Genomic DNA, 25164 nt, shown 5'->3' with positions numbered 1-25164 from the left:
CTCAGTCCGGCTCGTCCGCGCCGATCAGGCGCTCGAGCCGGACCGTCGGGTTGCGCTGGGCGAAGCGGTCCATGATGAAGCGGTTCGGGAAGACGGCGAGCTGCGTGCCGTCCGCGCGGACGAAGACGTCGGTGTGGCCCGGGTCGGCCAGGACCTTCGCCGCGCCCTCCGCGTCGGTGCGCCGCGCGGCCTGCCACGGCAGCATCTCCGTGCGCACGTCGGCGCCGAACTCGGTCTTGAGCCGCTCGACGGCGACCTCGAACTGCATCGGGCCGACGCCCGCGAGCACCGGCACCGGGTCCTGGGAGTGCTCGCGCCGGAGGACGTGGACGACGCCCTCCTGGTCGAGCTGCTCGAGGCCGCGGCGGAACTGCTTGTGGCGGTTGACGTCGCGGTTGGAGACGGTCACGAACGACTCCGGGGTGAGCGTCGGGATCGGCGGGAAGCGCACCTCCGAGCCGATGTAGAGCGTGTCGCCCACGCGCACGTCGCCGCCGATGATCACGCCGAGCACGTCACCCGGGTAGGCCTCGTCGAGCACGACCCGGTCCTGGCCGAACACCTCGTGCGCGAAGCTCAGCGCGAGCGTCCGGCCGGTGCGTGCGTTGGTCACGCGCATCCCGCGCTCGAAGCGGCCCGAGCAGACGCGCACGAACGCGACGCGGTCGCGGTGGCGCGGGTCCATGTTGGCCTGGACCTTGAAGGCGAGCGCCGCGAACGGCTGGTCGACGGGGCGCGGCGTGCCGTCGTCGGTGACGCGCGGACGGGCCGACGGCGCGATGTCGCGGAGCGTGTCCAGCAGCTGGCCGATGCCGAAGTTCCAGGCGGCGGAGCCGAACAGCAGCGGGATCTGCTCGCCGCTGAGGAACGCCTCCTCGTCGAACTCCGCGCCGTCGACGTCGATGAGCTCGAGCTCCTCCTCGGCGACGGCCCACGCGGGCGCGTCCTCCTCGTCGATCTCGTCCCCGGCGGCGACGACCTCCTCGTGCGCGACGGCGCTGCCGCCGGTCACGCGCGTGAAGCGGTGGAAGGACGCGTCGCGCCGGTCGATCACGCCGCGGAACGCGCCCGGGATGCCGACCGGCCACGTGAGCGGCACGAGCGGCAGCTCGAGCTGCTCGGTCAGGTGGTCGACGATCTCCAGCGGCTCCATGCCGGGGCGGTCGTACTTGTTGACGAACGCCATCAGTGGGATGCCGCGGGCGCGCGCGACCTGGAACAGCTGCTCGGTCTGGGGCTCGACGCCGCGGGCCGCGTCGATCAGGATCACGGCGCTGTCGACGGCCGCCAGCACGCGCAGCGTGTCCTCGGAGAAGTCCTTGTGGCCCGGGGTGTCGAGCAGGTTGAAGACGACGTTGTCGTACTCGAAGCGCAGCACGGTCGAGGTGACCGAGATGCCGCGCCGCTGCTCGACCTCCATCCAGTCCGAGGTGGCGGCCTTGCGCCCGCGCCGGGCGGTGACCGAGCCGGCCTCCCCCACCGCGCCCGCGTACAGCAGCAGCTTCTCGGTGAGCGTCGTCTTGCCCGCGTCCGGGTGCGAGATGATCGCGAACGTGCGGCGGCGTGCCGCCTCCTGCACCAGGGTTGGATCTGCCGCGCTCATGAAGGTCCAGAGTACGAGCGCCGATACGCTGGACCGGCCAGTGTCTCTCCGCCGCACCCGAGTCCTCCGCTGAGTCGTCAACGTTCCGGTTTCCTCGCGGGTCTCGCGGCGTACCTGCTGTGGGGGCTGTTCCCGCTCTACTGGCCGCTGCTCGAACCGGCCGGCGCGGTCGAGATCCTCGCGCACCGGATCCTGTGGTCGGTCGTGCTGCTCGTCGCCGTCCTGGCGTTCACGGACGGCTTCCGCTGGGCGCGTGACCTGACCGGCAAGCAGCGCGGGCTGCTCGCCCTCGCCGCCGCGCTGATCACCGTCAACTGGGGCGTGTTCATCTACGGCGTGAACTCCGGCCACGTGGTCGAGACGTCACTCGGCTACTTCATCAACCCGCTCGTCACGGTCGCGCTGGCCGTGCTGGTGATCGGCGAGCGCCTGCGCCGCGCGCAGTGGGCCGCGGTGGCGATCGCGGCGGTCGCGGTCGTCGTCCTCACGCTCGCCTACGGCCGTCCGCCGTTCATCGCCCTCACGCTCGCGTTCTCGTTCGGGTTCTACGGGCTCGTCAAGAAGCAGGTCGGCATCGGCGGCACCCAGTCGGTCGCGGTCGAGACCGCGTTCCTGCTCGTCCCCGCGCTGCTGTGCATCATCTGGTTCACCGGCACCGGCGAGGGCACGTTCGGCCACGAGGGTGCCGGGCACGCGCTGCTGATGGTGGGTGGCGGCATCGCGACCGCCGTGCCGCTGATGCTGTTCGGCACCGCCGCGGTGCGCATCCCGCTGACGACGATCGGCCTGCTGCAGTACCTCGCGCCGATCATGCAGTTCGGCATCGGCGTCGGCGTCCGCGGCGAGGAGATGCCGACCCCGCGCTGGATCGGCTTCGGCCTCGTCTGGCTCGCGGTGATCGTGTTCACCGTGGACAGCCTGAACGCGCGCCGCCGGGTCGCGGTGCCGGCCGCGCTCGCGACGAAGTCCTAGAGGTAGCCCATCGGGTCGACGGGGTTGCCGCCGACACGGGTCTCGAAGTGCAGGTGCGCGCCGGTGGAGTTGCCGGTGTTGCCGACGTAGCCGATCACGTCGCCCTTGCTCACGTTCGCGCCGACCGAGGTGCCGTAGCGGACCTGGTGCGCATAGCACGTGGACAGCGCGCCGCCGTGCTGGATGCAGGTGTAGTTGCCGTAGCCGCCGGTCCAGCTGGCGAGCACGACCTTGCCCGACTCGGCGGCGCGGATCGGCGTGCCGACGGGCGCAGCGATGTCGATGCCCGCGTGCAGGCGGCCCCAGCGCTGGCCGAACGGGGACGTGAACGTGCCGCCGACGGGCCAGATCATCGAGCCGTTGCCGCGGCGGATCGGGCCGGGCGCCGAGGAGAAGCCGGCGAGCCGCGCCTGGATCCGCTGCTCCTCCTTCTGCAGCGAGACGAGGTGGCTCTCGAGCTTCTTGCGCGACGTGCGCGTGGACACGAGCGCCTGGCGCTTGTCGCTGCGGGTCGCCTCGAACTGCTCGCGCCGGTCGACGAGCCGGTTCTTGATCGCCAGGACCTCCAGACGGCGCTGCGACACGATCTTCGTGACCTTGCGCTGACGCGCCTCGAAGCGATCCAGGCGCTTCTCGGTCGCGGTCGCCTCGGCCTTGGCCTTGACGACGCGGTCGAGGATGCGAGCGTCCTGCTGGGAGACGCGCTGCATGAACTCGGTGCGCGTGATCAGGTCGGCGAAGCCCTCGGACTCGAGGATGACGGTCACCAGGTCGGGCTCATCCGCCTTGTAGAGGTAGACGAGCCGGTCCTTGAGCGCGGCGCGGGACTCGGCCAGCCGGGCGCGCAACCGCGTCAGGCGGGCGCGCTCCTTGCGCAGCTCCTCCTGCAGGCGGGAGAGCTCCGCGCGCTTGTTGGCGAGGTCGGCCTCGATCTTGGTCTGGCGGCCTTGCAGCGTCGAGATGTCGCCCTGCAGCGTGTTGATCCGGCGCGAGTAGCCCTCGATCGTGCTCGTCAGCGAGCGCTCGCGCCGCTTCTTGGCTTCGATCTCCCCGCGCTTCTGCTCGATCTTGCGCTGCAGCTGCTGGCCGTTCGAGGCGACCGGCAGGAACAACCACACGACGAACGGGACCGCGACGAGGGCGAGGATGAGGCGACCGTGAGACATCCGGCGGGCCATCCTATGCGCGGTCGGGCCGATTTAGGCGAGGCGCAAGCAACCCTGCAAATCAGCGCCTTATGCGGTAGCGCACATGCACGATGCCGTCCTCGCCCGCAAGCACGCGCACGCGCTCCAGCTCCGCGTGCTGCTCCTCGAACAGCCTCCGGCCGCGCCCGAGGAGGACCGGCACGACGTGGACCTGAAGCTCGTCGAGCACGCCGGCGGCCAGCGCCAGCCGCGCGACCGTCACCCCGTGCACGAGCACGTCCTTCTCGCCCGCGGCGCCCGTGGCCTCGGTCATCGCCGCGCGCACGTCGTCCATGAAGCGGACGAGCGGCCAGCGGCTCTCGGTGCGCGTGCGGCTGAGGATGAAGATCGGCACGCCGTCGTGGTGGTCGCCGTTCCAGTAGTCCGCCGGCTCGACCGTGCCCCGCCCCGCGACGACGGCGCCGGTCGCCATCAGCTCGTCGAACACCTCGCGGTTGACGCCCGACAGCGCGGCCGCCTTGTGGTCGGGCGCCGGGAAGATCCACTCGTGCAGGCGCTCACCGCCGTCCCCCAGCCCGTTGTCGGGACGCTCGTTCGGGCCGGCGACGAAGCCGTCCAGGGACATCGACATGTCGAGCACGGTGGCCATCTGCAGTCTCCTTCAGAGGATCGCTTTCACTTGAGCGACGAACGGGCGGAGCCGATTTCGACACATCCGTGCGACGATCTCGTTCGATGCCGACCGACCCGTACGGTGGGCGGGCGCCGACCAGCCACGAGCGGCGGGCGGGCGCGCCCTGGGACGCGTCCTACCGGGACGGTCCGGCGCCGTGGGACGTCGGCCGGCCGCAACCCGCGATCGTCCGGGTGGCCGAGCGCTTCTCCGGCCCGGTGCTGGACGCCGGCTGCGGGACGGGCGAGAACGCGCTGCACGTCGCCGCGCTCGGGCTGCCCGTGCTCGGCGTGGACGTCGCCGAGACCGCCGTCGCGCTCGCGCGCGAGAAGGCCGCGGCCCGCGGGAGCGACGCGCGGTTCGAGGTCGGTGACGCGCTGCATCTGCCCCGATTGAAGCTGACGTTCACGACGGTGCTGGATTGCGGGCTGTTCCACACGTTCGACGGCGACGAGCGCCGCGCCTACGTGCAGGGCCTCGGCGCGGTCACCCGCGCCGGCGGCGAGGTGTTCGTCCTGTGCCTCAACGACGAGCCGCACCCGGTCGGCGAGGCGGAGCTGCACGCGGCCTTCGCGAGCGGTTGGGACGTCGTCTCGATCGTGCCCGAGCGGATCGAGACGCGCTTCCACGCCGACGGCGCGCACGCGTGGCTGGCCACGGTCCGGCGCGTCCCGCTTTAGTAGGCGGCATGAAGCCAGAGACCTGGGCCATCGTCGGTGGCCGCCCCGACCGCGTGCCCGGCGCGCCGTTGAACACCCCGCTCGTGCCCGCGTCGAACTTCGTGCTCGGCACCGAGCGGCTCTACAGCCGGACGGAGGCGACTGACACGTGGGAGGCGTTCGAGGCCGTGCTCGGCGGTCTCGAGGGCGGGCACGCCGTGTCGTTCTCCTCCGGTATGGCCGCCTGCAGCGCGGTGCTCGGCCAGCTGCCGACGGGCGCGCACCTCGTGATCCCCGACGACTGCTACCAGGGCGTGGCGGGCATCGCCGAGGCCGGCGCGCGCGACCACGGCTGGCGCGTGGAGCGCGTTCCCGCCCCGGACACGGACACGTGGATCGCGAAGCTGCTCGAGGCGGACGTGGTGTGGCTCGAGTCGCCCACCAACCCGCTGCTGGACGTGTCCGACGTGGCCGCGGTGTGTGCCGCGCCGCGCAAGGACGGGACGCGCGTGATCGTCGACAACACGTTCGCGACGCCGCTCCTTCAGCAGCCGCTCGCGCTGGGCGCCGACGTGGTCGTGCACTCGGCGACGAAGTTCCTCGGCGGGCACGCGGACCTGCTGATGGGCGCGGCGGTCGCCAAGGACGAGGCGCAGCGCGAGCTGCTGATCACCGCGCGCAAGCTGTACGGCGCGACGCCCGGCACCCTGGAGGCGTTCCTGGCCACGCGCGGCGTGCGCACGCTGCCGGTGCGGCTCAAGACCGGCATCGCCAACGCGGTCGAGCTGGCGGCGCGGCTCGAGGCGCACCCGGCGGTGCAGCGGGTCCGCTACCCGGGGTTCGGCGCGGTCGTGAGCTTCGAGCTCGCCGACGCGGAGACCGTCGACCGCGCGTGCGCGGCGATCAAGGTCATCTGGAACGCGACCAGCCTCGGCGGCGTCGAGTCGACGATGGAGCGGCGCAGCGTGCACCCCGGGCAGGAGCACATCCCGGACGGCCTGATCCGCATGAGCGTCGGCTGCGAGGACGTCGAGGACCTCTGGGCCGACCTCGAGCAGGCGTTCGCGGCCTAGCTGTCCTTCAGCGTCAGCGGCGCGTCTTCCGGCTGGCCGTAGGCCTCCGTGAACGCGCGCCGCGTCGCCCCGACGATCTCGACCGATGAGTTTCACGTCGCCGCTGCGTCCTGGCTCACATGCCCAACCTCATGGTCGACTTCATCATCACCCTCGACGGCTACGGCGGCGCCGACGGCTGGCCGGGCTTCTGGGGCATGGAAGGCCCGGAGTACCTGGCCTGGATCGGGCAGGACTCGGCGGAGGACTACACGACGCTGATGGGCGCGACCACCTACCGGCTGATGTCCGGGTTCGCCGCGGACATGCCCGACGACGCCGGGATGGCCGGGCTCACCGCCATGCGCAAGGTCGTGTTCTCCTCCACCTTGAAGGAGCCGCTGGAGTGGGACAACTCGACGCTGGTGGCCACCGACGCCGTCGCGGCCGTGCGTGAGCTCAAGGCGCACGGCCCGCTGCGCACGCTCGGCAGCGTGAGCCTCTGCCGGTCGCTGCTCGCGGCCGGCCTGGTGGACCGCTTCCGCGTCGTCATCTTCCCGGTGATCACCGGCGTGACCGGCAACGACCGGATCTTCGACGCCTACCCGGACGTCAAGCTCGAGCTCGTCGACAGCCGCCTGTTCGACGGCCGCCTGCAGATGCTCGACTACGTCCCGACGGTGCTCGACGGACCGCCCGGCAGCGGCGGTTGACAGGTGTCGCTTCAAGACACGGCATCTGTCGCTGGTCTGGACGCCTGACGCGCGGCAAGCTGGTGCGCCTATGACCGCATCGATCTTCACCGGCACCCTTCCGGCGCTGATGACCCCCTGCAAGGACGACCGCACGCCGGACTTCGACGCGCTCGTGCGCAAGGGCCAGGAGCTGATCGGCCACGGCATGTCCGCCGTCATCTACTGCGGCTCGATGGGCGACTGGCCGCTGCTGACGGACGCGGAGCGGATGGAGGGCGTCGAGCGGCTCGTGGACGCCGGCATCCCGGTCATCGCCGGCACCGGCGCGATCAACACGCGCACCGCGGTCGCGCTCGCCGAGCACGCGCAGCGGGTCGGCGCCAAGGGTCTGATGGTCATCCCGCGCGTGCTGTCGCGCGGCTCGGTCCTGTCCGCCCAGAAGGCGCACTTCAGCGCGATCCTCTCGGCCGCCCCCGAGCTGGAAGCCGTCATCTACAACAGCCCGTACTACGGGTTCGCGACGCGCGCCGACCTCTTCTTCGCGCTGCGCGCCGAGCACCCGAACCTGGTCGGCTTCAAGGAGTTCGGCGGCGACGAGGACCTGCGCTACGCGGCCGAGCACATCACGAGCGCCGACGACGGCGTCGCGCTGGCGGTCGGCGTCGACACGGCCGTCTTCCACGGCTACGTGAACTGCGGCGCGACCGGCGCCATCACCGGCATCGGCAACGTGCTGCCGAAGGAGGTCCTGCACCTCACGAACCTGTGCGTCGCGGCGGCGCGCGGCGAGGCCGACGCGCGCCGGCGCGCCCGTGAGCTCGAGCAGGCGATGGCGGTGCTCGCGTCGTTCGACGTCGGCCCCGACCTCGTCCTGTACTTCAAGCACATGCTCGTGCTGCGCGGCGAGGCCGAGTACACGCTGCACTTCAACGAGACCGACGCGCTCACCCCCAGCCAGCAGGGCTACGTGGAGCGCCAGCTCGAGCTCTTCGACGCCTGGTACGCCGACTGGAGCCGGCTGCCCGGCGCGGTGCAGACCTACAGGCCCTGAACCCGCGCGAGCCGGCCCAGGGCCAGCCGCGTCCGGCCCTTGACCGTGCCGAGCGCGACGGACAGCCGCGCGGCGATCTCGCTCTGGGTGAGCTCGTGGAAGTACGCGAGCGCGATCACCTCCCGCTGCGCGGCCGGCAGCCCGGCGACGGCCGCGTGCAGCCGCTCGCGCGTCTGCGTGTCGGCGACGGCGCGGTCGGGCGTCGGCTCCCTCGACGGCGCGCCGAGCAGGACGCTGTCGTCGTGCACGAGCCGCCGCTGGTGCACGGCCGCGTGGCGGCGTGCGTCGATCGCCCGGTTGCGCGCGACCGTGTGCACCCACGCGCCCGCCCCGCCGGGCCGGCGGCGCAGCGTCCCCGCGTCGCGCCAGAGGGCGAGGAACGCCTCCTGCGTGGCGTCCTCGGCCAGGTCGCGGCACAGGCGCCGGGCGGTGGCGTGCGCGGTCCCGAAGTGCCGCTCGTAGAGCTGGGTGAACGCGCGCTCGTCGCGTGAGGCGACCCGCTCCAGCAACTCGTCGTCCGTCAACACGTCGGCGACCGTAGCCGCAACCGGTGTGAACATTCTCTGAACTCGTTCCGCGGGCCGGCCGGCGGTGTGAGAATGGGCGCATGCACGTCCGCGGGTCCATCCTGGTGGTCGACGACGAGCCGACGATCGGCGAGGTCGTCTCCGCCTACCTGCAGCGCGCGGGCTACGAGACGCGGGTCGCGCTGGACGGGGACGCCGCGCTCGCGGCCGTCGCCGAGCGGACGCCCGACCTGATCGTCCTGGACCTCATGCTGCCCGGCACGGAAGGGCTCGAGGTGATGCGCCGCGTGCGCGAGCGGGCCGACCGGTCGAGCGCGATCATCCTGCTGACCGCGAAGGGCGGCGAGTCCGACCGCGTGACCGGGCTGCGGCTCGGCGCCGACGACTACGTGGTCAAGCCGTTCTCCCCCGCCGAGCTGGTCGCGCGCGTGGACGCGGTGCTGCGCCGCTTCGAGACGCTGCGCGCGGACGAGCCGGCGCTGACGTTCGGGCCGCTCGAGATCGACCCGACCGCGCGTCGCGTGCACAACGGCGGCGAGGAGGTCGCGCTGACCACGCGCGAGCTCGACCTGCTCCTGTTCCTCGCCCGCCATCCGGGCCGGGCGTTCACGCGCGAGGAGCTGATGGACCAGGTGTGGCGGTACGCGTTCTACTCGGACACGTCCACGGTGACCGTGCACATCCGGCGGCTGCGGGCCAAGCTCGAGCGCGACCCGGAGCAGCCGCGCTGGATCGAGACGGTATGGGGCGTCGGGTACCGCTTCGCGGGCTAGCGCTCGCGGGCGCGCTGTCGCTCGCGCTCCCCGGCGTGGTGTGGCTCTGCTACGACCTGCACGGCGCCTGGGTGACGCTGCTGATCGTCGCGCCGTTGGCCTTCCTGACGGTGCTCGCGGGCGAGTGGATCGCGCAGCGCCGACCGGGTGGGCTGCGCCGTCAGTTCGCGCTCGTCGCGACCCTCGGCGTGGTCGCGCTGGCCGTCGGCGTGGCGCTGTTCGTGTCGCTGATGTTCCTGTCCAGCCACGACGCGCTGATGACCGTGCTGCTGGCGATCTACGCGGGCGCGCTGGTGCTGTGGCTGTCCGGGCGCGTGGCGTCGCGCGCGCTCGCCGACGTGGACGCGATCCGGTCCACCCTGGCCGCGGTCGGCGAGGGCCGCCGCGACCTGCGCGTCGCGCCGACCGGCGACGACGAGCTCGCGCGGCTCGGCCGCCAGGTCGACGAGATGATCGTGCGCCTGGACCGCGAGGAGCGCGCGCGCCGCGAGCTGTTCGCCGCCGTCTCGCACGACCTGCGCACCCCGATCACGTCGCTGGGCCTGCTCGCCACCGCGATCGACGACTCGATCGTCGACGAGGCCAAGCGCCGCGAGTACGCGGGCCGCATGAACACGCACGTCCGCCAGGTCGCGGCGTTGATCGACGACCTGTTCGACCTCACGCGGCTGGAGGCGAAGGAGCTCGAGTGGACGATGGACCGGCTCGCCGTCCACGACCTCGTCCACGACGCCGTCGAGGCGATGCGCCCTGCCGCGGACGCCGGCTCGGTCGCCGTCCGCGCCGACGTGAACGGCTCCATCGTCTGCTCGCACGGCAACCGCGAGCAGCTGAGCCGCGTGCTGTTCAACCTGATCCAGAACGCGATCCACCACACGCCGCCCGACGGCAGCGTGACCGTGCACGTCGAGGACCGCGACGACGGCGTCGAGATCGAGGTCGCCGACACCGGTGCGGGCATCGCGGCCGAGCAGCGCGACCGCGTCTTCGAGCCCTTCTATCGCGGCGACGCGGCCCGCCAGCCGCCGGGCGCCGGACTCGGGCTCGCGATCTCGCGCGCGATCGTCGAGGCGCACGGCGGGTCGATCTGGCTGGAGGAGGCGAGCGTCGGCACGCGCGTGCGGTTCCGCCTTCCCGCGTATCGCTAGCGCGGGTCCGGCACCACGAGGCCCCGCGGGCGGGCGTCAGGACGCGGGGCCGCGAGGCGCCAGACCGCGACGGCCGCCGCGCCGATCACGACGGCGCCCGCGAGCCCCGTCCAGGCGAGGCTGTCCGTGAACGCCGCCGCGGCGGGGCCGAACGCCTCGGACGAGCCGAGCGCGGCCGCCAGCGACTCGCGCACGGCGGGCGTGGCGTCGGCCGGGAGGCCCGCGCGGTAGAGCGCCGCCGCGACCGTGCCCAGGATCGCGATGCTGAGCACCATCCCGAACTCGTACGAGGTCTCCTCGATCGCTGCGGCGCTGCCGGCCTTCTCGGCCGGCGTGTCGGACATGATCAGCGCCGACGCGATCGACAGGGTCCCCGTGCCGAGGCCGACCACGCTCATGGCGACGACCAGCGTCAGCAGGTCGATCGGCAGGGCGAACAGCAGCAGGAACCCCAGCGCGCTCGTCGCCAGCCCGGCGCTCAGCGTCGCGCGGGCGCTGGTGCGCTCGGCCAGCGGCGGCGCGAGCAGCGAGGCGACGACGGACGCGCCCGCCGCCGGCAGCAGCCACAGCCCGGCCGCCAGCGGTGAGAGCCCTTCGATCAGCTGCAGGTGCTGCGCGCCGAGCAGGAAGAGCGCGCCCATGGCGAACATCGCGCTGACGGCCGTGACGACACCGGCGCGGAACCGCCGGCCGGCGAGCAGCCGGACGTCCAGCATCGGCTGCGGCGACCGCAGGGAGCGGCGGACGAACGCCGTCAGCGCCACGACGCCGACCGCCCCGACGATCGCGGCCCCGGGCTCGAAGCCGTGCTTGCCCAGCTCCTTGATCGCGTAGACCAGCCCGGCCATCCCGGCGAGTGACAGCACGACGCTGGCGGCGTCGATCCGCCCCGGGCGGGCCGAGCGGCTCTCCGGCAGGAGCGCGACCGCCGCGACGACCGCGACCGCCATCAGCGGGACGTTGACCAGGAACGCGGCGTGCCAGGAGAACGCCTCCAGCAGCGCGCCGCCCACGACGGGGCCGAGCCCCGCGCCGCCGCCGGCCACGGCCGCCCAGACGCCGAGCGCCATGCCGCGCTCGCGCGCGTCGGTGAACAGCGTCCGGATCATCGCCAGCGTCGCCGGCATGATCATCGCGCCGCCCACGCCGAGCAGCGCGCGCAGCGCGATGATCGTCCCCGCGCCGTCGGCGAGCACGATCGCGAGCGAGACGACCCCGAAGATCGCGTAGCCGGTGATCAGCAGGCGGCGGCGGCCGAAGCGGTCGCCGAGCGCGGCGGCCGTCACCAGCACGCCGGCGACGACCAACGAGTACGCGTCGACGATCCACAGCAGCTCGACCGACGTCGGCCGCACGTCGCGCGTGAGCTCGGGCAGCGCGACGTTGAGGATCGTCATGTCCATCATCACGACGAGCAGGCTCAACGACAGGACCGCCAGCCCGACCCAGCGCCGCGGATGCGGCTGGAGCTCGGTGCTCATCGGCCCGCCCCCGCGAAGAACGTGCCGACGACGAGGTCCGCGAGGTCCCGGCGCGCGACGTTGCCCCAGCGCGTCGACTCGCGCGCGGACACCATCAGCCCGTAGACGACGTCGGCGATCCAGCGCGGCGGCAGGTCGCTGCGCAGGACGCCCACCCGCTGGGCCTGGGCGTAGAAGACGACCTCGCGCTCGACGATCGCGAGCGTGCGCTCGGTCAGCTCGGGCGCGCCGGCGGCGAAGTCGTCGGTGAGGACGATGCCGAAGTCGGCGGCGTCGACCACGTACTGGCGCAACAGCGCGCGCAGCGTGGCGTCGAGGACCGCCGGCTCGGTGCTCTCCGACGCCGCTTGGAGGCCGACCTGCGCCTGCGTGAGCTCCCAGCGGTCGATCGCGCGGCGGGCGATCTCGGCGATCAGCGCCTCGCGCGAGCTGAAGTGGCGGTGCAGCGTCGCACGGCTGGAGCCGACGGCCGTCGCGATCTCCGCCATCGTCGCCGTCGCGGTCCGGTTGAGGACGCCCAGCGCGGCGTCCAGAAGCTCTTCTCGCGAAGCCATCGTGAGACGAGCATAGCGCGAATGAGACACAGTTGTCTCAAACGAGACGGCGCGCGCTCAGAACACAGTTGTGTGTGGCGTTGCACAGGTCGCCTACCGAAGGTAAGCGACTATGAGGGCATGAATTCGGAACGTTCCCAGGCGTATGGCCGCGTGATGCGCACGCTCGAGGACCTCGGGCCGAGCAAGCTCCTGCCGGCCGAGCAGGCCCGCGTGCGCGCGGTGGCGGACACCCTCCTCTTCTCCGAGGATGGGCGCGACGACACCACGGTCGAGGCGATCGGCAGCGTCCACGCGCTCACCGACCACCTCGTCGCCACCGAGCGCTGGAGCGAGTCCAGCGCCCAGCAGCTGCGCGACGACCTCGAGGCCTGCGGGCCCGCGCTGCTCCTGCGCTGAGCGGCGCTGAACACGGCGGCTACCCGTACCCCCGGGTGGCCGTCGACGCTGTAGCCTCCGCCGCGGTGAATGTATGAGAGCCGCCGCTGAACAGATCACGTCGCGCCGCCCGGGCTGAGTCCCGGCCCTTCGCGCGACGCCGCCTTCTGTTCTTCGTTCACCTTCTGGAGGTACTCGTATGTCGCGCGATCAGCGCACCCGCGACCGTCGGCGCACGCCTTCCGCGTTTCGCTGCCGTAACTGCGGCCTGGACATCGGCTCGGCGGCGCCGGGCACCGCACATCGCAACCACTGCCCGACCTGCCTGTGGAGCCTGCACGTCGACGACGCGCCGGGCGATCGGGACGCGGACTGCGAAGCGGCGATGGAGCCCGTCGGCATCACGGTCCGGCGCAATGGCGAGTGGGCCCTCGTGCATCGCTGCCGCGGTTGCGGGACCGTGCATCTGAACCGCATCGCGGGCGACGACAACGCGCTCGCCTTGATGCACCTCGCGGTCCGTCCCCTGGCGACGCCGCCGTTCCCGCTCGACCGGCTCAACCAGCTGTAAGTCACCGTCGGGTCGGTACCGCTCCCGGTACCGACCCGACGTAACGCGCGGCCGGCGCGCCGTCATATAACGGGCGTGATCAGAAGCGACGCTGCCCTGATAGCCGCGTCCCGCAGCGATGCGGGCGCGTTCCGAGAGCTCTACGACCGCTACGCCGACCGGGTGCTCGCGTACCACCGGCGCCGCTCGGGCGACGAGGACGCCGCACACGAGCTGACCGCCGAGACGTTCGCCCAGGCGTGGCTCGTGCGAGCCCGGTTCCGCGACGAGTGCGACGGCAACGCCGGCCCCTGGCTGTTCGGGATCGCCCGCAACGTGCTGCTGCACTCGGTCCGCCGCCGGGCGCTCGAGCACGGCGCGCGCGAGCGGCTCGGGATGCTGGTCGAGCCACCACCCGCCGTTCCCGACGAGACGTGGCTGGACGGCCTCGACGAGGCGCTCGACGCCCTCCCCCACTCCCAGCGCGAGGCGATCCGCCTGCGCATCGAAGACGACCTGGAGTACGAGGCGGTCGCCGCCAGCCTCGGCACGACGCCCGCCGCCGCGCGCGTGCGCGTGCACCGCGGCCTGACCGCGCTCCGCACCCGCCTCACCAAGGAGACCCGATGACCGACCGCCTCGCCGCCATCGGCGACGACCTCGAGCGCGCGACGCGCCGCCATCTGGGCTCGCACCAGCGACGCCGCCGGCGCGTCCTGACCGGCGCGGTCGCCGTGGCGCTGCTCGTCCCCGGCGCCGCGGTCGCCGGCAGCCTGCTCACGACCGGCGACGTCGAGCGCTCGCTGCCGGCCGGCACCAAGTTCCTCGTCGGCACCACGCCGACGTGCACCACCGTCGAGGAGGGCATCGAGTACCGGTGCACGATCGAGGGCGACTTCAAGGCGGAGGTCGAGGACCTCAAGGGCACCGTCGAGCCGACCGTCGACGCCACGAGCCACGTCAACGGCGGCTGCCGCTCCACGCGCTCCGACGGCCGCGAGTGGCGCTGCTACATCGGCGAGGAAGCGGTGCGCCAGCGGATCATCGGCCCCGACTTCCTCGGCGCGTACTCCGCGGGCCCGGGCGTGGGCTAGCGCCCTTTCGAGCGCCCCGGGCGCTCGCGCCAGACGATCTCCGTCCACCGCTCGCCGTCCCAGTAGCGCCGCACGCCCGTCTGGTCCTTGTACCAGCCGGGCTCGCCGCCCTCCGGGGGCGGGGGCGGCGGCGGGTGGTCGACCATCGTCGCCGCATGGTCGGGCTCGGGCTCCGGCTCCGCGGGCGCCGGCTCGACCGGCGCGCGGGCGGTGAACTCGGTCGTGGTGCTCGGGGCCGGCGCCGGCGCGGGCGGCTTGCGCGGTGGCTTCCACCACCCGCTCACCAGCACGCCCAGCAGGCCGCCGAGCGCGAGGCCGGCGGCACCGAGGCAGACCGCCACACCGGGCGCGTCCGCCGCGATCTCGCGGCCGGCGTAGGCCCCGCCCGCCGCACCGAGCAACGCGACCGTCACGATCACCAGCCCTTGCCACCTCAACGCCCGCTCCCCGTCCGCACGTCCGCTCTTGGTCCGAGTATGCCCACCGTTCGAGCGCGGTGACCAGCAAGTCCGCAACCTCTGTGCAGGCAGCGACGTCTAAGCGGTCGTGCCGTCCTCCTCCCGCGTGATCCTCGTCCTGCTCGCCCTGCTGCTGGTGCCCGCCACGGCCGCCCACGCGCAGGAGGACGATCGCGTCGAGATCCTCCGCGACTGCGCCGACGACGACATCCTCCAGGGCGACTACCCCGCCTCCAAGATGCGCGACGCGCTCAACAACATGCCGGCCGAGCTGGAGGAGTACTCGAAGTGCCGGGACATCCTCTCGCGCGGGATCGCGGCCAAGACGGCCGCCTCCAAGCCCGACGACGGCTCCGCGGCCGCCGGCCCGTCCGGCGGGAGCGCGGGCGGCGGCAACGCCTCCCCGGCGGCGCCCGACGCGACCGCCACGGCCAGCGCCGCTCCCCAGCGCACGGGCCGCGACGTGGGCGTCCAGGTCGGCCCGTCGACACCGCAGGACTGGAAGGCGATCGACGGCGCGATCGAGCGCGGCGGTGACGCCGTCCCGGTCAACGGCCGGCCGGTCTCCCCCGCCGCGACGGTCGGCCGCAACGGGATGCCGGGCTCGGTCATCGTCGTCCTGGCGCTGCTGGGCGCCGCGGCGCTGGCGGCCTTCGCGGCGCCCGTGCGGCTCAGGCGCCTGTCCGCGCGAACGTGATGTGCGTGACGCCGCTGGGCGAGGCCGTGCTCTCGATCCGGTAGGTCCGCTCGAGCCCTTCGAGGCCGTCCCAGAGCCGAACGCCGCGACCGAGGAGGATCGGGACGACCGCGACGTGCATGTGGTCGATCAGCCCTTCGGCGAGGAACGCGCGGATGATCTTCGCTCCACCGCCGATCCGGACGTCGCTCCCGCCGGCGGCCTCGCGCGCGACCGCGAGCGCCTCGGCGGGCGACGCGTCGAGGAAGTGGAACGTCGTGCCGCCCTCCATCTCGATCGACGGCCGCGTGTGCCGGGTCAACACGTAGACCGGCGTGTGGAACGGCGGATTGGCGCCCCACGCGCCCTTCCAGTCCGGCTCGTCCTCCCAGCCCGGATGCCCGAACTTGCCGGCGCCCATGATCTCGGCGCCGATGCCCGGGTCGTGCCGCTGGACGAACGCGTCGTCGACCCCGGCGTTCCCGTCGGCACTCCACCACCGCGTGGCGAACATCCACTCGTGCAGCCGGTCGCCGGCGTGGCCGAAGTGGGCGTCGCGGCTCTGGCCTTCACCGGTGCCGAAGCCGTCGAGGGAGATCGAGAAGTTGTGGACGCGAACGATCGACATGCCCGCAGCTTGCGCCCGCACGGCCGGTTCGTCCAATGCCAACTTCCGCGGGAATCCATAGATAGGGTTGATGAATGGACGTCAACCGGCTGCGCGTCATCGACGCCGTCGCCCGTCACGGGTCGGTCACCGAAGCGGCGAAGGCGCTCCACTACTCGCAGCCGTCGGTCACGCACCACCTCTCACGGCTCGAGGCGGAGACCGGCGCGCAGCTGCTGCAGCGGGTCGGCCGCGGCATCCGGCTCACCCCCGCCGGCGAGCTGCTGGCCGCGCGCGCCGCGGAGATCATCGGCCGGATCGACGCCGCCGGGGCCGAGCTGGCCGCCCACGTGGGGCTCGAGGCCGGCCGCGTGCGGCTCGCCGGCTTCGCGTCGGCGAACGGCGCGCTCGTCCCGCCCGCGCTGGCCGTCCTCGCCGAGCGTCATCCGCACCTGGACGTCAGCCTGGTCGACGCGCATCCGGGCGAGGCGCTGGAGCTCCTGCGGACCGGCAAGATCGACGTCGCGATCGTCTTCCGGTACGAGCAGACCGAGCCGGAGCCGTCGGGCGTGCGTCTGCGGCACCTGCTCGACGACACCGTGCACGTGCTGTCCACCCGTCCCGAAGGCGACCTGGCCAGCCTGAGCGACCGCACGTGGATCGCCGGCTGTGAGCGGTGCCGTGGCCACCTGCTGTCGCTGTGCGCCGACGCCGGGTTCGCGCCGCGGATCGGCTCCACGTCCGACGACATGGTCGTCATGCAGGCGTGGGTGGTTGCCGGGCTCGGCGTCACGACGCAGACCGGCCTCGCGCTACGCGCGCATCACACCGACGGCGTCGTGGCGACCGAGCTGCCCGGCGTCAAGCGGCAGATCTTCGCCGCGACGTACGGCGAGCCACCCGACCCGCCCGCCACGGCCGCGTTGCTGGACGCGCTCGCCGACGCCGCCACCGGGCTGTCGCGGTGACCCGCGTCAGAGGCCGAGCTCGGTCAGCCCCGGATGATCGTCGGGGCGCGGCCCGGACCGGTCCCAGTGGAACATGCGCTCGGACTCCTCGATCGCGACGTCGTTGATGCTCGCGTGCCGCTCCGCCATCAGCCCGTCCGCGTCGAACGCCCAGTTCTCGTTGCCGTACGCCCGGAACCACTGCCCGGCGTCCGAGTGCCACTCGTACGCGAACCGCACCGCGATCCGGTCGTCGGTGAACGCCCACAGCTCCTTGATCAGCCGGTACTCGTGCTCGCGCTCCCACTTGGCGGTGAGGAACGCCACGATCTCCTCGGTGCCCGTGATGAAGGTCGAGCGGTTGCGCCAGCGGCTGTCCGCCGTGTAGGCCCCGGCGCAGCGCTGCGGGTCCCGCGAGTTCCACGCGTCCTCAGCCGCGCGGATCTTCTTGATCGCGCTCTCGCGGGTGAACGGCGGCAGCGGCGGCCGGGCGGTGGGCATACGTGTCGCTCCTTACGCGATGAATTTCCGGGACGTCCCAAGTCATACCGGGTTGTCCGATCCCTGAAGAAGGAGCCCCACCCATGTCGAACGTGAGCCACGAGACCATCACCGTCACCCCGTACTTCGTGGCCGACCTGCTCGCCGCGGACGAGCGGATGCCGGTCTACGTCCACGTCATCGACCACCCCGACGCCCGCGTGCTGGTCGACACCGGCATGACCGAGCTGCACCCGTTGGCCGCCGACATGGACCCCCGCCTACGCCCGCTGACCGAGCACGACCTCGACCTCGCGAGCATCGACATCGTCGTCAACACCCACCTGCACTTCGACCACTGCGGCGGCAACCACCTCTTCGCCGGCAAGCCGATCTACGTCCAGCGGCGCGAGCTCGAGGACGCCCGCACGTTGGACGACTACACCATCCGCGAGTGGGTCGACCCGTCCGGCGTCGAGTACACCGCGGTCGACGGCGAGCACGAGCTGCTGCCCGGTGTGCGCCTCGTCCCCGCCCCGGGCCACAGCGACGGCTTGCAGATCGTCGTCGTCGAGGCCGGCGGACGCCGCCCGACCGTCGTCGGAGGTGACGTCGCGGTCTGGTTCGGCGAGCTCGACGAGCCTGAGACCGAGGGCCAGCGGACGGTGCTCGCGCTCGAGCCCGAGGCCGTCTGGCTCACACACACGGCTGAGCCCTGGCGCCCGCCGAGCGCCTGACCTACCGCCGACGCAGCGGGGCGAGCGCCGCTTCGAGATCGGGGCTCAGCTCGATCCGGCGCGGCGCGCTCATCAGCTGCCACCGAGACACGCCGAGCCCGGCGATGCCCATCACCGCCTGCGCGGCACCAAGGGCAACGGCCGGCTCGCGCGCCGGTGGGCGGGCGGCGGTCACACTACGCTGCCCGAGGCGGTCGCACTACGCTGCCGGACATGGCAGTGCTCGGCTTGGACCACGTGCAGATCGCGGCGCCAGCGGGTTGCGAGGACGCGGCGCGACGCTTTTACGGAGACCTCCTCGGACTGGTCGAGGTACCGAAGCCTGAGCCGTTGCGCGCCCGAGGCGGCGTGTGGTTCGCGATCGGCGCGCAGCAATTGCACGTCGGCGTGGAGGCGAACTTCGCTCCGGCGCGCAAGGCGCACCCGGCGCTGCTCGTCGAGTCGTCGGCGCTCGATGCGCTCGCGGACCGCCTGCGGGCGGCGGGCTTCGAGGTCACCTGGGATCACGACCTCCCGGGCGTGCGCCGGTTCTACGTCGCGGACCCGTGGGGCAACCGCGTCGAGCTGTTGACTGCCTGAACCGCACGACGTGTCGTTTCGGTCGCATCCCGTGGCTGCAGCCGGCCTACCGCGACGTGTGGTCGTTCGCACCGGAGCTCATCGTGACCGTGACGATCGGCAGGCCAGTCGACGAGAGCCACCTTCGAAGGCGGCCGGGTCCTTGACGCTATCCGGGATCAGGCTCATCCGTGACTTGGACGGTCGCGGCCCACAGCTGGTGAGCGCGAGCGATCTGAAACGACTCGGTTGCTTCGACGGTGGGCGCCCACTGGCTGGCGTCGTGTCCCCCTCCGTACCAAATGGCGTCGACGACGCCTGAACGCTCGCCACCCGTCGGCGCGACGAGCCGAAAGTCATCGTGCACGCGGAACGCGAGCTCGAGCAAAACCACGCTCTCGGCTTGCACATAGCCCATCTCGGCGTTCGGGAACTGCAACTGCCGCCTGAAGAGCAGCACAAACGCCGGCCGATCGGGCTCATGCAGCCAAGACTCCTTCAGATCCAGAACGCCCTGGAAAAGCAGCAAGTCATCTTCACCGTCCGCGTCCGGCCCGAGATCGACCGGCGCCTGAGCCCATTCGGCGAAGGCGCCCCAGATGTCGACCCAGTGAGCGGCCGACGACGTGAGCCGCGCGCGTTGCCTATCCGGCATCCCGGCCGGCTCCTCAACAAAGCCGAACTTGCGGAGGGTGTCCAGCAGTTGTTGCCCGGCTTCGATCCGTTGCATGAGGCCACTCGCCCTGTACGAATGCGTGAGCCTAATGGGTCTGCTGCGCGGCGGTGCGGAGCAGGGCTAGGCCCGCGCGGGTGATCGTCATCCCGACACCTGCGAGCAGGGCGAAGATCAGGCAGACACTCGCCGGTAGGTTGAGCGGGCGGAGGCCCTCGAAGGAATTGACGAGCACCGGTTGCACAAGGGCGACGTAGGCGATGACGATCAAGGTCGCGAGCAGAGCGCCGCTCACGGCCCGACCGCGTACCGCTGCGACCGCGATCAGGCCGCCGGCGATCGCCGCCGGCAGCGTCTGGGCGAACAGGTCGCTGTAGCGAGACGGGAGGTCGCCGCCGAACCGCAGAGCGAACGCGGCGAAGTAGGCGACGGCGAGCGTGATGGCGTCGAGCGCGAACACGGGGAGCAACGTGCGCGCCAGCGCGCGCTGATGCGGTGCTCGCAGACGGCGAGAGGCACGGGTGAGGCCGAGCGCCCAGGACAGGCGGGCCATGCCGGAGAGCTCGGCGAGGTCTGCACGCCACTCCTGCTCATAGCGGGCACGGAGGTCGGTCGGGAGCGTGTCGAGCGCGCGGAGCAGCAGTGCCTGGACGATGATCGACGTCATGCCGTCCTCGGTTTCAGGGTCGGGGCCGGTGCGGGCGTCTGGAAGGGCTCGGCGGCGGCGCGGGCCGCGGCGGCGCCGGCATCGGTGAGCGCGTACAGGCGCCGTGCCGGCCGACCGGCCTGCACGGGATCGAGCTCCTCAGTGAAGCTCCGCAGCCATCCCTCGTCTTCGAGGCGATGCAGCGCGGGGTAGATCGTTCCGCTCTTGATGCCCGTGCGCCTCATCAACTCAAGGCCATAGCGAGGCTCCGCGGGAGCCTCCAGGAACACGTGGAGGAGGCGCAGCGTCTGCAGGGACAACCGCATGACTCTCAATGTAGCTGATCTACATAGGGTCGCGCGCTGTGACCGGCCACGCGGTTAGTCGGACCCCTCAGAGAGGCGAGCTCGTCGAAAAGAACCTCGTTCGGGTCGGCTCGGAAGCGGAGCCAGCAGTCGGGACGAATGCCGTGACCTCGGGGCGGCACTGGACGAGGGCTGGACTCGCGCGCTGCCGGGTTTCCTGAAAGGATCGCGCGCCGCATGGTCAACCGGTTCGTCGCCTCCTGCGCGGTGCTCGTCGCCGCCCTCACCTGGTCCGCTCCCGCAAGCGCGCTGGTGTTCCCGTTCCACGAGCCGCCCGAGATGCTGGGGGCCGTGGCGGACGAGGTCGTCGCGCTCGACTTCGACGGCAACGGCTGGCGGGACGTCGCGGGGGTCTCACGCGCGACGGGCAAGGCGACGCTCGTCCGCAACCACGCAGACGGATTCGACTCGCCGCAGACAGCGACGCTGCCCGGCAACGCAGCGGGTACGGTCGCCGTGGCGGGCGGCGACCTGGACGGCGACGGCCGCGACGAGCTGCTGGCGGCTCTGGGTGACAGCGGGTCGCTCGTCGTCTTCCGCGGCCGCGCAGACGGTGGGCTCGGCGTGCCATACGAGCTCGCGCTGCGCCCCGCCAAGCCGTTGCAGGCCGCCGCTGTGGCGGTCGCCGACATGGACGGCGACGGTGACCGCGACGTGCTGGCCGCGTTCGGCACGAGCGCGACCGTGCTGGCCAACGACGGCCACGGCGCGCTCACGCCGACCGCCGGTGCGGTCGCCGTCCCGGCGCCGTACGACCTCGCCCTGGTCAAGCTGGCCGGTGACGACGACCCGGACCTGGTTGTGACCAGCGCCTACGCCTTGACGCTCGTGCCGGGCGCCGCCGGGACCGGCTTCGGCACGCCGGTCACCCGTGACCTGCCGTATGAGCCTGCGGCGCTCGCCACCGGCGACGTCAACGGCGACGGTCGCCTGGACGTCGGCGTGACGTACGCGTGGACCCACGATCACCCCGAAGCCCCGGGGCTCTTCAGCGGCACGGCGGACGGCGACTTGACGCCGCTCCCGTGGACCGCCCAGACGGCATACGCGCTCCTGCTCGCCGACTTCGATGGCGACGGGATCACCGACCGCTACGCCAACGACTATTCGGCGACGTTCGCCCACGGCGCCGCGGGTACGTTCGGGAGGTTCGACGCGGGCGTGAGCAAGGGCCCGTCCTGGGAGCGCGGGCTCGCTGCGGCGGACTTCGACGGTGACGGCAAGCTGGACGTCGTGAGCGCACAGTCCGATTCCGCCGCGCTGAACGTCCGCTACTCCACCGGTCCGCAGCTCGTGACCAGCGCCGCGAACACCTGGTTCGGCGAGGGCGTCGTCGGCACGGAGGGCGGATCGATGATCGCCATCCCGGTCCGCAACGAGGGCGGCGGCGTAGCACGCAACCTCGAGCTCATCGCCGAGGGCGACACCGCCGACTTCCACGTGGAGATGAATACCTGCCGTGGTGCGGTCCTCCGCGTCGAGGAGAACTGCTGGCTGAACGTCTACTTCCGGCCAAAGGCGCTCGGCGCCCGCACGGCGGACATCGGCGTCGCGGCCGAGGACTCGGACATCGTCTGGCTCGCGAGGATCGAAGGCACCGGCGTCGAGGGCCAGTCGCCCGCGCCTACCACGATGCCGATCACGGGCACCGTGACGTTCGGTGACCGTCCACCGGTCGTCCGGCTGCCGGCACGCACGCCCCCGCCGAAGGCCGTGCGCCCCGGCGCGCCGGCGCTTACCCGCGCGACGCTCGCGACGCTGCGCCGCTCCGGGCTGCGCTTCACACAGCAGTTCGGCACGGCCGAGCGGGTGACGTGGACGCTCGAGCATCGCCGCACGGTGCTTGCACGCGCGCAGCGCACCGTCGCGGCCGGGAGCACGACCGTCACCCTCAAGCTCACCGCCTCGGGCAAGCGCGTCCTGACCAGCCGCAAGCCGACGTCGCTGACGCTGCGCACCACGGGCACGATCGAGCGCGTGACGACGGTCAGAGTGCGCCGCAGCTGATCGCATTCTCCCGGCGCCGCACCCTCCCCTGCCACGCCGTCAAGCGCGTGCAGTACTTCCGCACTTGGCACCCGCAGAACCCGGCACGCCGGTACGTTGCTCGGGTCGCTGAAGAAGGCGACGCAGCGTGCTAGCTGAGTGAGATGTCGGTCGCGAGCCGGTCGAAGCGGCCCGCGGCGAGATCGACCCGCCGAATCAGCACGCTGAGCGATCCCCAGTCCATGCCTGGAAGGTGCACCAGCACGCACCAGTCGTCCTCGGCGGTGTCGTCGTAAACCCACGGGCCCGCTGCGACGGGGTCGCTGCCCTGCTCGTTGCCGGCGTAGCCGAGCAGCTGCGGGTCGTCCCAGGCATCCTCGCGTCGTCTGACTCCACCGGCGGCAAGCCGGCTCCGGAACTCGGAGTAGTCGTCAAAGTCTCCGAACGGCTCGTACCGTGCGGTCAGGAACGGGAGCGGGCGCACAGGCTCTCCGTACAGCTCCCGCAGGTCGCTGTCCTCGAGCTCGACGTCGGGCGGCATCGGGTTCGGCAGCGCGGGGAGCTCGGCGCGCGTGAGCGGAGCGTCGGGTGCGCAGAGCAGCCCGACGGCCTCGTCGGGCACCATTTCCGCCGCGTTCATCCGCCCGAACAGCCGCAACAGCCGGCCGCCGTGGTTGAAGACCGCAGATGGGAACTCGCTTTGGAGCGACGGCAGCTGGGTGCAGTCGATTTGTGCGATGAAGGTGAACGGGACGCCATCTTCGTCGTGCGGCCACCCCTCGCCCGGAGCGAGATCGGGCAAGCCGCCCACTCGGTGCGGGGAATCGGGGACGCGCTGAAGCCGATAGCCGGCGGCGATGTGGGCAAGGATCGTCTCGCGGTGCTCGCCCAGGCCGTGCTCGTCGATGAGGTGCTCCACCTCCGCGCGGCTGAGCAGCTCGCCCGCCGCGGCGCGCCGCGCGAGCGCGACCTTCCTGGGCTCCGGGGCATTGCCGACGCCGTGGAGCGGCGCCAGCGTGACCGTGGCCGGATCGACCTTGTAGCCGACCACGGCGAGCGTCAGTCTCCCGTGCCTGCGAGTGGCGACCCATGCGTCGTCGAGGGCGCTGAACGTGAACGCTGCGGCTCGCCCGTCGATCGGTATTTCGCGCATGGCCGAGTCCACGCTCAACGCGCGCCGGCGTGCGCGTCGTACGCGGTCGGCGTGGCGGACCTGAATTGCGCCGTCGGAGAGCCCGGTGTCGTCTCGACCGTCCCAGAGCGAGAAACCGGCAAGATGCGCCGCCGCCGGAAACTCCGCCGCACCGGCCGTCCGCGTCTCGACGAACAGCAGCGACTCGTTGCTCGTGTACATGACCCGGGCCGTCACTACCTCGTGCCCGCGGCGCGAGTGATCGAACGACTCGGGCGTCTGACCGGCCGCCGCGTAGATCGTGAAGCGGGCCGCCTTCAGCGCGGCGAGATCCTCGTCTTCCTCATCAACGTCACCGTCATCGTCGTCGTCGATGTCGAGCGCGCCGTCGCCCGGCGTGTCGCGCGCGAAGTGGACGGCGTGTCCCGGCACGTACCCGCAGCGCTTGCAGCCGACGTGGTAGTCGATCGCGACCCACGCGACCGCGCCACAGACCGGGCACGCTTCGGTCGCGTCCTCTATGGGCGTTCCGATGCGACTGCCGAGCGGCCCCGCGACCAGGTCGCCAGCCCCGTCAGTGAACCGCACGAGCGGCTCGGAGAACACGGGCTCGTCGGACGTGAGCGTCCACCACTTCCAGCCCTCAGTCGTCAAGCCACCGTCAAGGACGATCACGTGGTCGATGCCAACCGACGCCGCGTCCGGGAACACCTCGGCGTCGTGCTCGTGTCCGCGGTCGTCGATCACCACAGCACGCTCCGCGCCGGGTGGGACCGGGCCCGACAGCACCCACCGCTCGGCCACACGCCTTGCCGACCACTGCATCGTCGCGGAGTGTATGGATCGATGTCACGCGGCGTCGGCGTGCGATAGACGGCGCCATTCGGACCTCGAACCGTCGCGGAATACGATCGTGGACACGATCCACCAGCTCTCACACGCGGTGGACCAACAACCGGGGTCCGGTCAAGCTGCCGCCCTCATGCTGCGCCACCGTGCTCTACGGCGACCCCCGAGCGACGGTCACCACCGTATTCGTGGGTCACCACAACATTCGTGGGCTTGACAGCGGTGCGTGTAGCGCTGACCCTTCCAGCTCGGTTCGTTGGGCGAGAGGAGAAATCATGCGTGCACTGCGTGGCGGCCTAGCCGTCCTGCTGCTCACAGGGGCGATGGCCGCGCCTGCGGCGGCCCAGAATCCAGGGGCGGAGGAGTTGTCGGTCACGAAGTCGAGCTTCGGCACGGTCGGCACCCAGCCGGTCGACCGCTACACGCTCGCCAACCAGAGCATGTCGGTCTCGATCATCACCTACGGCGCGATCGTGCAGGAAGTCAAGGTGCCCGACCGGCTCGGGCAGCAGGCCAACGTCGCGACCAACTTCGCCGCCATCGCCAACTACACGAGGAACGGCGATTACCGGGGCGCGATCGTCGGACGCTACGCCAACCGCATCGCCAAGGGCCGCTTCACGCTCGACGGCACGCAGTACTCGCTCGACATCAACAACAACCCGAACACCCTCCACGGCGGCTTCAGCGGC

General features: G+C 72.0%; 31 protein-coding genes. 17 read left to right on the top strand and 14 right to left on the bottom strand.

The features are described 5' to 3' along the window. Window position 1: 1 nt before the first annotated feature. Entirely contained in the window at window positions 2-1603 is a 1602-nt protein-coding gene (locus C8N24_RS19890; RefSeq protein ID WP_121257837.1) for a peptide chain release factor 3, read from the bottom strand. Between the two features lie 69 nt (window positions 1604-1672). Here C8N24_RS19890 and rarD point away from each other — a divergent pair, with 69 nt between their 5' ends. Continuing rightward, window positions 1673-2575 (top strand): EamA family transporter RarD, encoded by a 903-nt coding sequence (rarD, locus tag C8N24_RS19885; protein ID WP_121257836.1) that lies wholly within the window; start codon window positions 1673-1675, stop codon window positions 2573-2575. Here rarD and C8N24_RS19880 read toward each other — a convergent pair. Next, window positions 2572-3741 (bottom strand): murein hydrolase activator EnvC family protein, encoded by a 1170-nt coding sequence (locus tag C8N24_RS19880; RefSeq protein ID WP_121253396.1) that lies wholly within the window; start codon window positions 3739-3741, stop codon window positions 2572-2574. The genes rarD and C8N24_RS19880 overlap by 4 nt on opposite strands. Window positions 3742-3802: 61 nt before the next feature. After that, window positions 3803-4372 carry a dihydrofolate reductase family protein gene (locus tag C8N24_RS19875; protein ID WP_121253394.1) on the bottom strand — a complete coding sequence of 190 codons (570 nt, stop codon included), beginning with the start codon at window positions 4370-4372 and terminating at the stop codon, window positions 3803-3805. An 86-nt stretch (window positions 4373-4458) separates the two neighbouring features. Between C8N24_RS19875 and C8N24_RS19870 the strand changes: the two genes are divergently transcribed. From C8N24_RS19870 to C8N24_RS19855, 4 genes are all read left to right on the top strand, one after another. Then, window positions 4459-5076, top strand: a complete 618-nt coding sequence (locus C8N24_RS19870) for a class I SAM-dependent methyltransferase (protein ID WP_121253392.1) — start codon at window positions 4459-4461, stop codon at window positions 5074-5076. A gap of 8 nt (window positions 5077-5084) precedes the next feature. Next, a complete protein-coding gene (locus tag C8N24_RS19865) occupies window positions 5085-6128 on the top strand; it encodes a trans-sulfuration enzyme family protein (protein WP_121253390.1) in 1044 nt (347 codons plus the stop codon). Window positions 6129-6247: 119 nt separating this feature from the next. Next, the gene (locus C8N24_RS19860; RefSeq protein WP_121253388.1) at window positions 6248-6820 is read left to right on the top strand and encodes a dihydrofolate reductase family protein; all 573 of its coding nucleotides are present in this window, start codon (window positions 6248-6250) and stop codon (window positions 6818-6820) included. Window positions 6821-6890: 70 nt separating this feature from the next. Continuing rightward, window positions 6891-7853, top strand: a complete 963-nt coding sequence (locus tag C8N24_RS19855) for a dihydrodipicolinate synthase family protein (protein WP_121253386.1) — start codon at window positions 6891-6893, stop codon at window positions 7851-7853. Here C8N24_RS19855 and C8N24_RS19850 read toward each other — a convergent pair. Next, the gene (locus tag C8N24_RS19850) at window positions 7841-8380 is read right to left on the bottom strand and encodes an RNA polymerase sigma factor (protein ID WP_170179245.1); all 540 of its coding nucleotides are present in this window, start codon (window positions 8378-8380) and stop codon (window positions 7841-7843) included. The two genes, C8N24_RS19855 and C8N24_RS19850, sit on opposite strands and share 13 nt — an antisense overlap. An 80-nt stretch (window positions 8381-8460) precedes the next feature. On the opposite strand from C8N24_RS19850, the gene C8N24_RS19845 reads away from it, so the two are divergent. Both C8N24_RS19845 and C8N24_RS19840 read left to right on the top strand, forming a co-directional pair. Beyond that, a complete protein-coding gene (locus C8N24_RS19845; RefSeq protein WP_121253382.1) occupies window positions 8461-9153 on the top strand; it encodes a response regulator transcription factor in 693 nt (230 codons plus the stop codon). Then, complete coding sequence (locus C8N24_RS19840; protein ID WP_121253380.1) at window positions 9123-10301, top strand: sensor histidine kinase; 1179 nt, start codon at window positions 9123-9125, stop codon at window positions 10299-10301. The genes C8N24_RS19845 and C8N24_RS19840 overlap by 31 nt, the downstream gene beginning before the upstream one ends. Here C8N24_RS19840 and C8N24_RS19835 read toward each other — a convergent pair. Both C8N24_RS19835 and C8N24_RS19830 read right to left on the bottom strand, forming a co-directional pair. Beyond that, window positions 10298-11782 (bottom strand): MFS transporter, encoded by a 1485-nt coding sequence (locus C8N24_RS19835; protein ID WP_121253378.1) that lies wholly within the window; start codon window positions 11780-11782, stop codon window positions 10298-10300. The genes C8N24_RS19840 and C8N24_RS19835 overlap by 4 nt on opposite strands. Beyond that, window positions 11779-12336: a TetR/AcrR family transcriptional regulator gene (locus C8N24_RS19830; RefSeq protein ID WP_121253376.1), complete on the bottom strand. Its 558-nt coding sequence runs from the start codon at window positions 12334-12336 to the stop codon at window positions 11779-11781. The genes C8N24_RS19835 and C8N24_RS19830 overlap by 4 nt, the downstream gene beginning before the upstream one ends. Window positions 12337-12456: 120 nt before the next feature. Between C8N24_RS19830 and C8N24_RS19825 the strand changes: the two genes are divergently transcribed. The 4 genes from C8N24_RS19825 to C8N24_RS19810 all read left to right on the top strand — a co-directional run bounded on the left by C8N24_RS19825 (window position 12457) and on the right by C8N24_RS19810 (window position 14358). Next, window positions 12457-12735, top strand: a complete 279-nt coding sequence (locus tag C8N24_RS19825; RefSeq protein WP_147447896.1) for a hypothetical protein — start codon at window positions 12457-12459, stop codon at window positions 12733-12735. Between the two features lie 178 nt (window positions 12736-12913). Continuing rightward, window positions 12914-13285, top strand: a complete 372-nt coding sequence (locus C8N24_RS19820; protein ID WP_121253372.1) for an RNHCP domain-containing protein — start codon at window positions 12914-12916, stop codon at window positions 13283-13285. Between the two features lie 75 nt (window positions 13286-13360). Beyond that, on the top strand, window positions 13361-13894 hold the full coding sequence (locus C8N24_RS19815; protein WP_245971934.1) for an RNA polymerase sigma factor: 534 nt from the start codon (window positions 13361-13363) through the stop codon (window positions 13892-13894). Continuing rightward, window positions 13891-14358 carry a hypothetical protein gene (locus C8N24_RS19810; RefSeq protein ID WP_121253370.1) on the top strand — a complete coding sequence of 156 codons (468 nt, stop codon included), beginning with the start codon at window positions 13891-13893 and terminating at the stop codon, window positions 14356-14358. The genes C8N24_RS19815 and C8N24_RS19810 overlap by 4 nt, the downstream gene beginning before the upstream one ends. Here the strand turns inward: C8N24_RS19810 and C8N24_RS19805 are convergent. After that, window positions 14355-14777: a DUF2510 domain-containing protein gene (locus C8N24_RS19805; RefSeq protein ID WP_121253368.1), complete on the bottom strand. Its 423-nt coding sequence runs from the start codon at window positions 14775-14777 to the stop codon at window positions 14355-14357. The two genes, C8N24_RS19810 and C8N24_RS19805, sit on opposite strands and share 4 nt — an antisense overlap. Window positions 14778-14904: 127 nt before the next feature. On the opposite strand from C8N24_RS19805, the gene C8N24_RS19800 reads away from it, so the two are divergent. Continuing rightward, window positions 14905-15513, top strand: a complete 609-nt coding sequence (locus C8N24_RS19800; RefSeq protein ID WP_147447895.1) for a hypothetical protein — start codon at window positions 14905-14907, stop codon at window positions 15511-15513. Here C8N24_RS19800 and C8N24_RS19795 read toward each other — a convergent pair. After that, window positions 15488-16120: a dihydrofolate reductase family protein gene (locus C8N24_RS19795; RefSeq protein ID WP_121253364.1), complete on the bottom strand. Its 633-nt coding sequence runs from the start codon at window positions 16118-16120 to the stop codon at window positions 15488-15490. The two genes, C8N24_RS19800 and C8N24_RS19795, sit on opposite strands and share 26 nt — an antisense overlap. A gap of 74 nt (window positions 16121-16194) precedes the next feature. On the opposite strand from C8N24_RS19795, the gene C8N24_RS19790 reads away from it, so the two are divergent. Continuing rightward, a complete protein-coding gene (locus tag C8N24_RS19790; RefSeq protein ID WP_121253362.1) occupies window positions 16195-17067 on the top strand; it encodes a LysR family transcriptional regulator in 873 nt (290 codons plus the stop codon). 6 nt (window positions 17068-17073) lie between these two features. On the opposite strand, the gene C8N24_RS19785 is transcribed toward C8N24_RS19790, so the two are convergent. Further along, window positions 17074-17547, bottom strand: coding sequence for a nuclear transport factor 2 family protein (locus C8N24_RS19785; protein WP_121253360.1), 474 nt, complete (start codon window positions 17545-17547; stop codon window positions 17074-17076). Between the two features lie 83 nt (window positions 17548-17630). Here C8N24_RS19785 and C8N24_RS19780 point away from each other — a divergent pair, with 83 nt between their 5' ends. After that, on the top strand, window positions 17631-18263 hold the full coding sequence (locus C8N24_RS19780) for an MBL fold metallo-hydrolase (protein WP_121253358.1): 633 nt from the start codon (window positions 17631-17633) through the stop codon (window positions 18261-18263). Between the two features lies 1 nt (window position 18264). Here C8N24_RS19780 and C8N24_RS34115 read toward each other — a convergent pair whose 3' ends face one another. After that, window positions 18265-18438 carry a hypothetical protein gene (locus C8N24_RS34115; RefSeq protein ID WP_170179244.1) on the bottom strand — a complete coding sequence of 58 codons (174 nt, stop codon included), beginning with the start codon at window positions 18436-18438 and terminating at the stop codon, window positions 18265-18267. 38 nt (window positions 18439-18476) lie between these two features. Here C8N24_RS34115 and C8N24_RS19775 point away from each other — a divergent pair, with 38 nt between their 5' ends. Beyond that, complete coding sequence (locus C8N24_RS19775; protein WP_121253356.1) at window positions 18477-18842, top strand: VOC family protein; 366 nt, start codon at window positions 18477-18479, stop codon at window positions 18840-18842. A gap of 148 nt (window positions 18843-18990) precedes the next feature. Here C8N24_RS19775 and C8N24_RS19770 read toward each other — a convergent pair whose 3' ends face one another. The 3 genes from C8N24_RS19770 to C8N24_RS19760 are packed head-to-tail and all read right to left on the bottom strand — an operon-like array spanning window position 18991 to window position 20466. After that, the gene (locus C8N24_RS19770; protein ID WP_121253354.1) at window positions 18991-19551 is read right to left on the bottom strand and encodes a hypothetical protein; all 561 of its coding nucleotides are present in this window, start codon (window positions 19549-19551) and stop codon (window positions 18991-18993) included. 31 nt (window positions 19552-19582) lie between these two features. Continuing rightward, on the bottom strand, window positions 19583-20161 hold the full coding sequence (locus C8N24_RS19765) for a hypothetical protein (RefSeq protein WP_121253352.1): 579 nt from the start codon (window positions 20159-20161) through the stop codon (window positions 19583-19585). Continuing rightward, window positions 20158-20466, bottom strand: a complete 309-nt coding sequence (locus C8N24_RS19760; protein WP_121253350.1) for a PadR family transcriptional regulator — start codon at window positions 20464-20466, stop codon at window positions 20158-20160. Before C8N24_RS19760 ends, C8N24_RS19765 begins: the two co-directional genes overlap by 4 nt. A 216-nt stretch (window positions 20467-20682) precedes the next feature. Between C8N24_RS19760 and C8N24_RS19755 the strand changes: the two genes are divergently transcribed. Continuing rightward, on the top strand, window positions 20683-22512 hold the full coding sequence (locus C8N24_RS19755) for an FG-GAP repeat domain-containing protein (protein ID WP_121253348.1): 1830 nt from the start codon (window positions 20683-20685) through the stop codon (window positions 22510-22512). A 130-nt stretch (window positions 22513-22642) separates the two neighbouring features. Here C8N24_RS19755 and C8N24_RS19750 read toward each other — a convergent pair whose 3' ends face one another. Then, the gene (locus C8N24_RS19750) at window positions 22643-24370 is read right to left on the bottom strand and encodes a DUF1963 domain-containing protein (RefSeq protein ID WP_170179243.1); all 1728 of its coding nucleotides are present in this window, start codon (window positions 24368-24370) and stop codon (window positions 22643-22645) included. Window positions 24371-24747: 377 nt separating this feature from the next. Between C8N24_RS19750 and C8N24_RS19745 the strand changes: the two genes are divergently transcribed. Beyond that, the coding region (locus C8N24_RS19745; RefSeq protein ID WP_211340061.1) for an aldose epimerase family protein at window positions 24748-25164 on the top strand (417 nt) is incomplete at its 3' end.

This window comes from Solirubrobacter pauli, assembly GCF_003633755.1.
Lineage (GTDB): Bacteria > Actinomycetota > Thermoleophilia > Solirubrobacterales > Solirubrobacteraceae > Solirubrobacter > Solirubrobacter pauli.
Note: the sequence above shows the minus strand (reverse complement) of the source record. Positions and strands in the feature narration are given on the sequence as shown.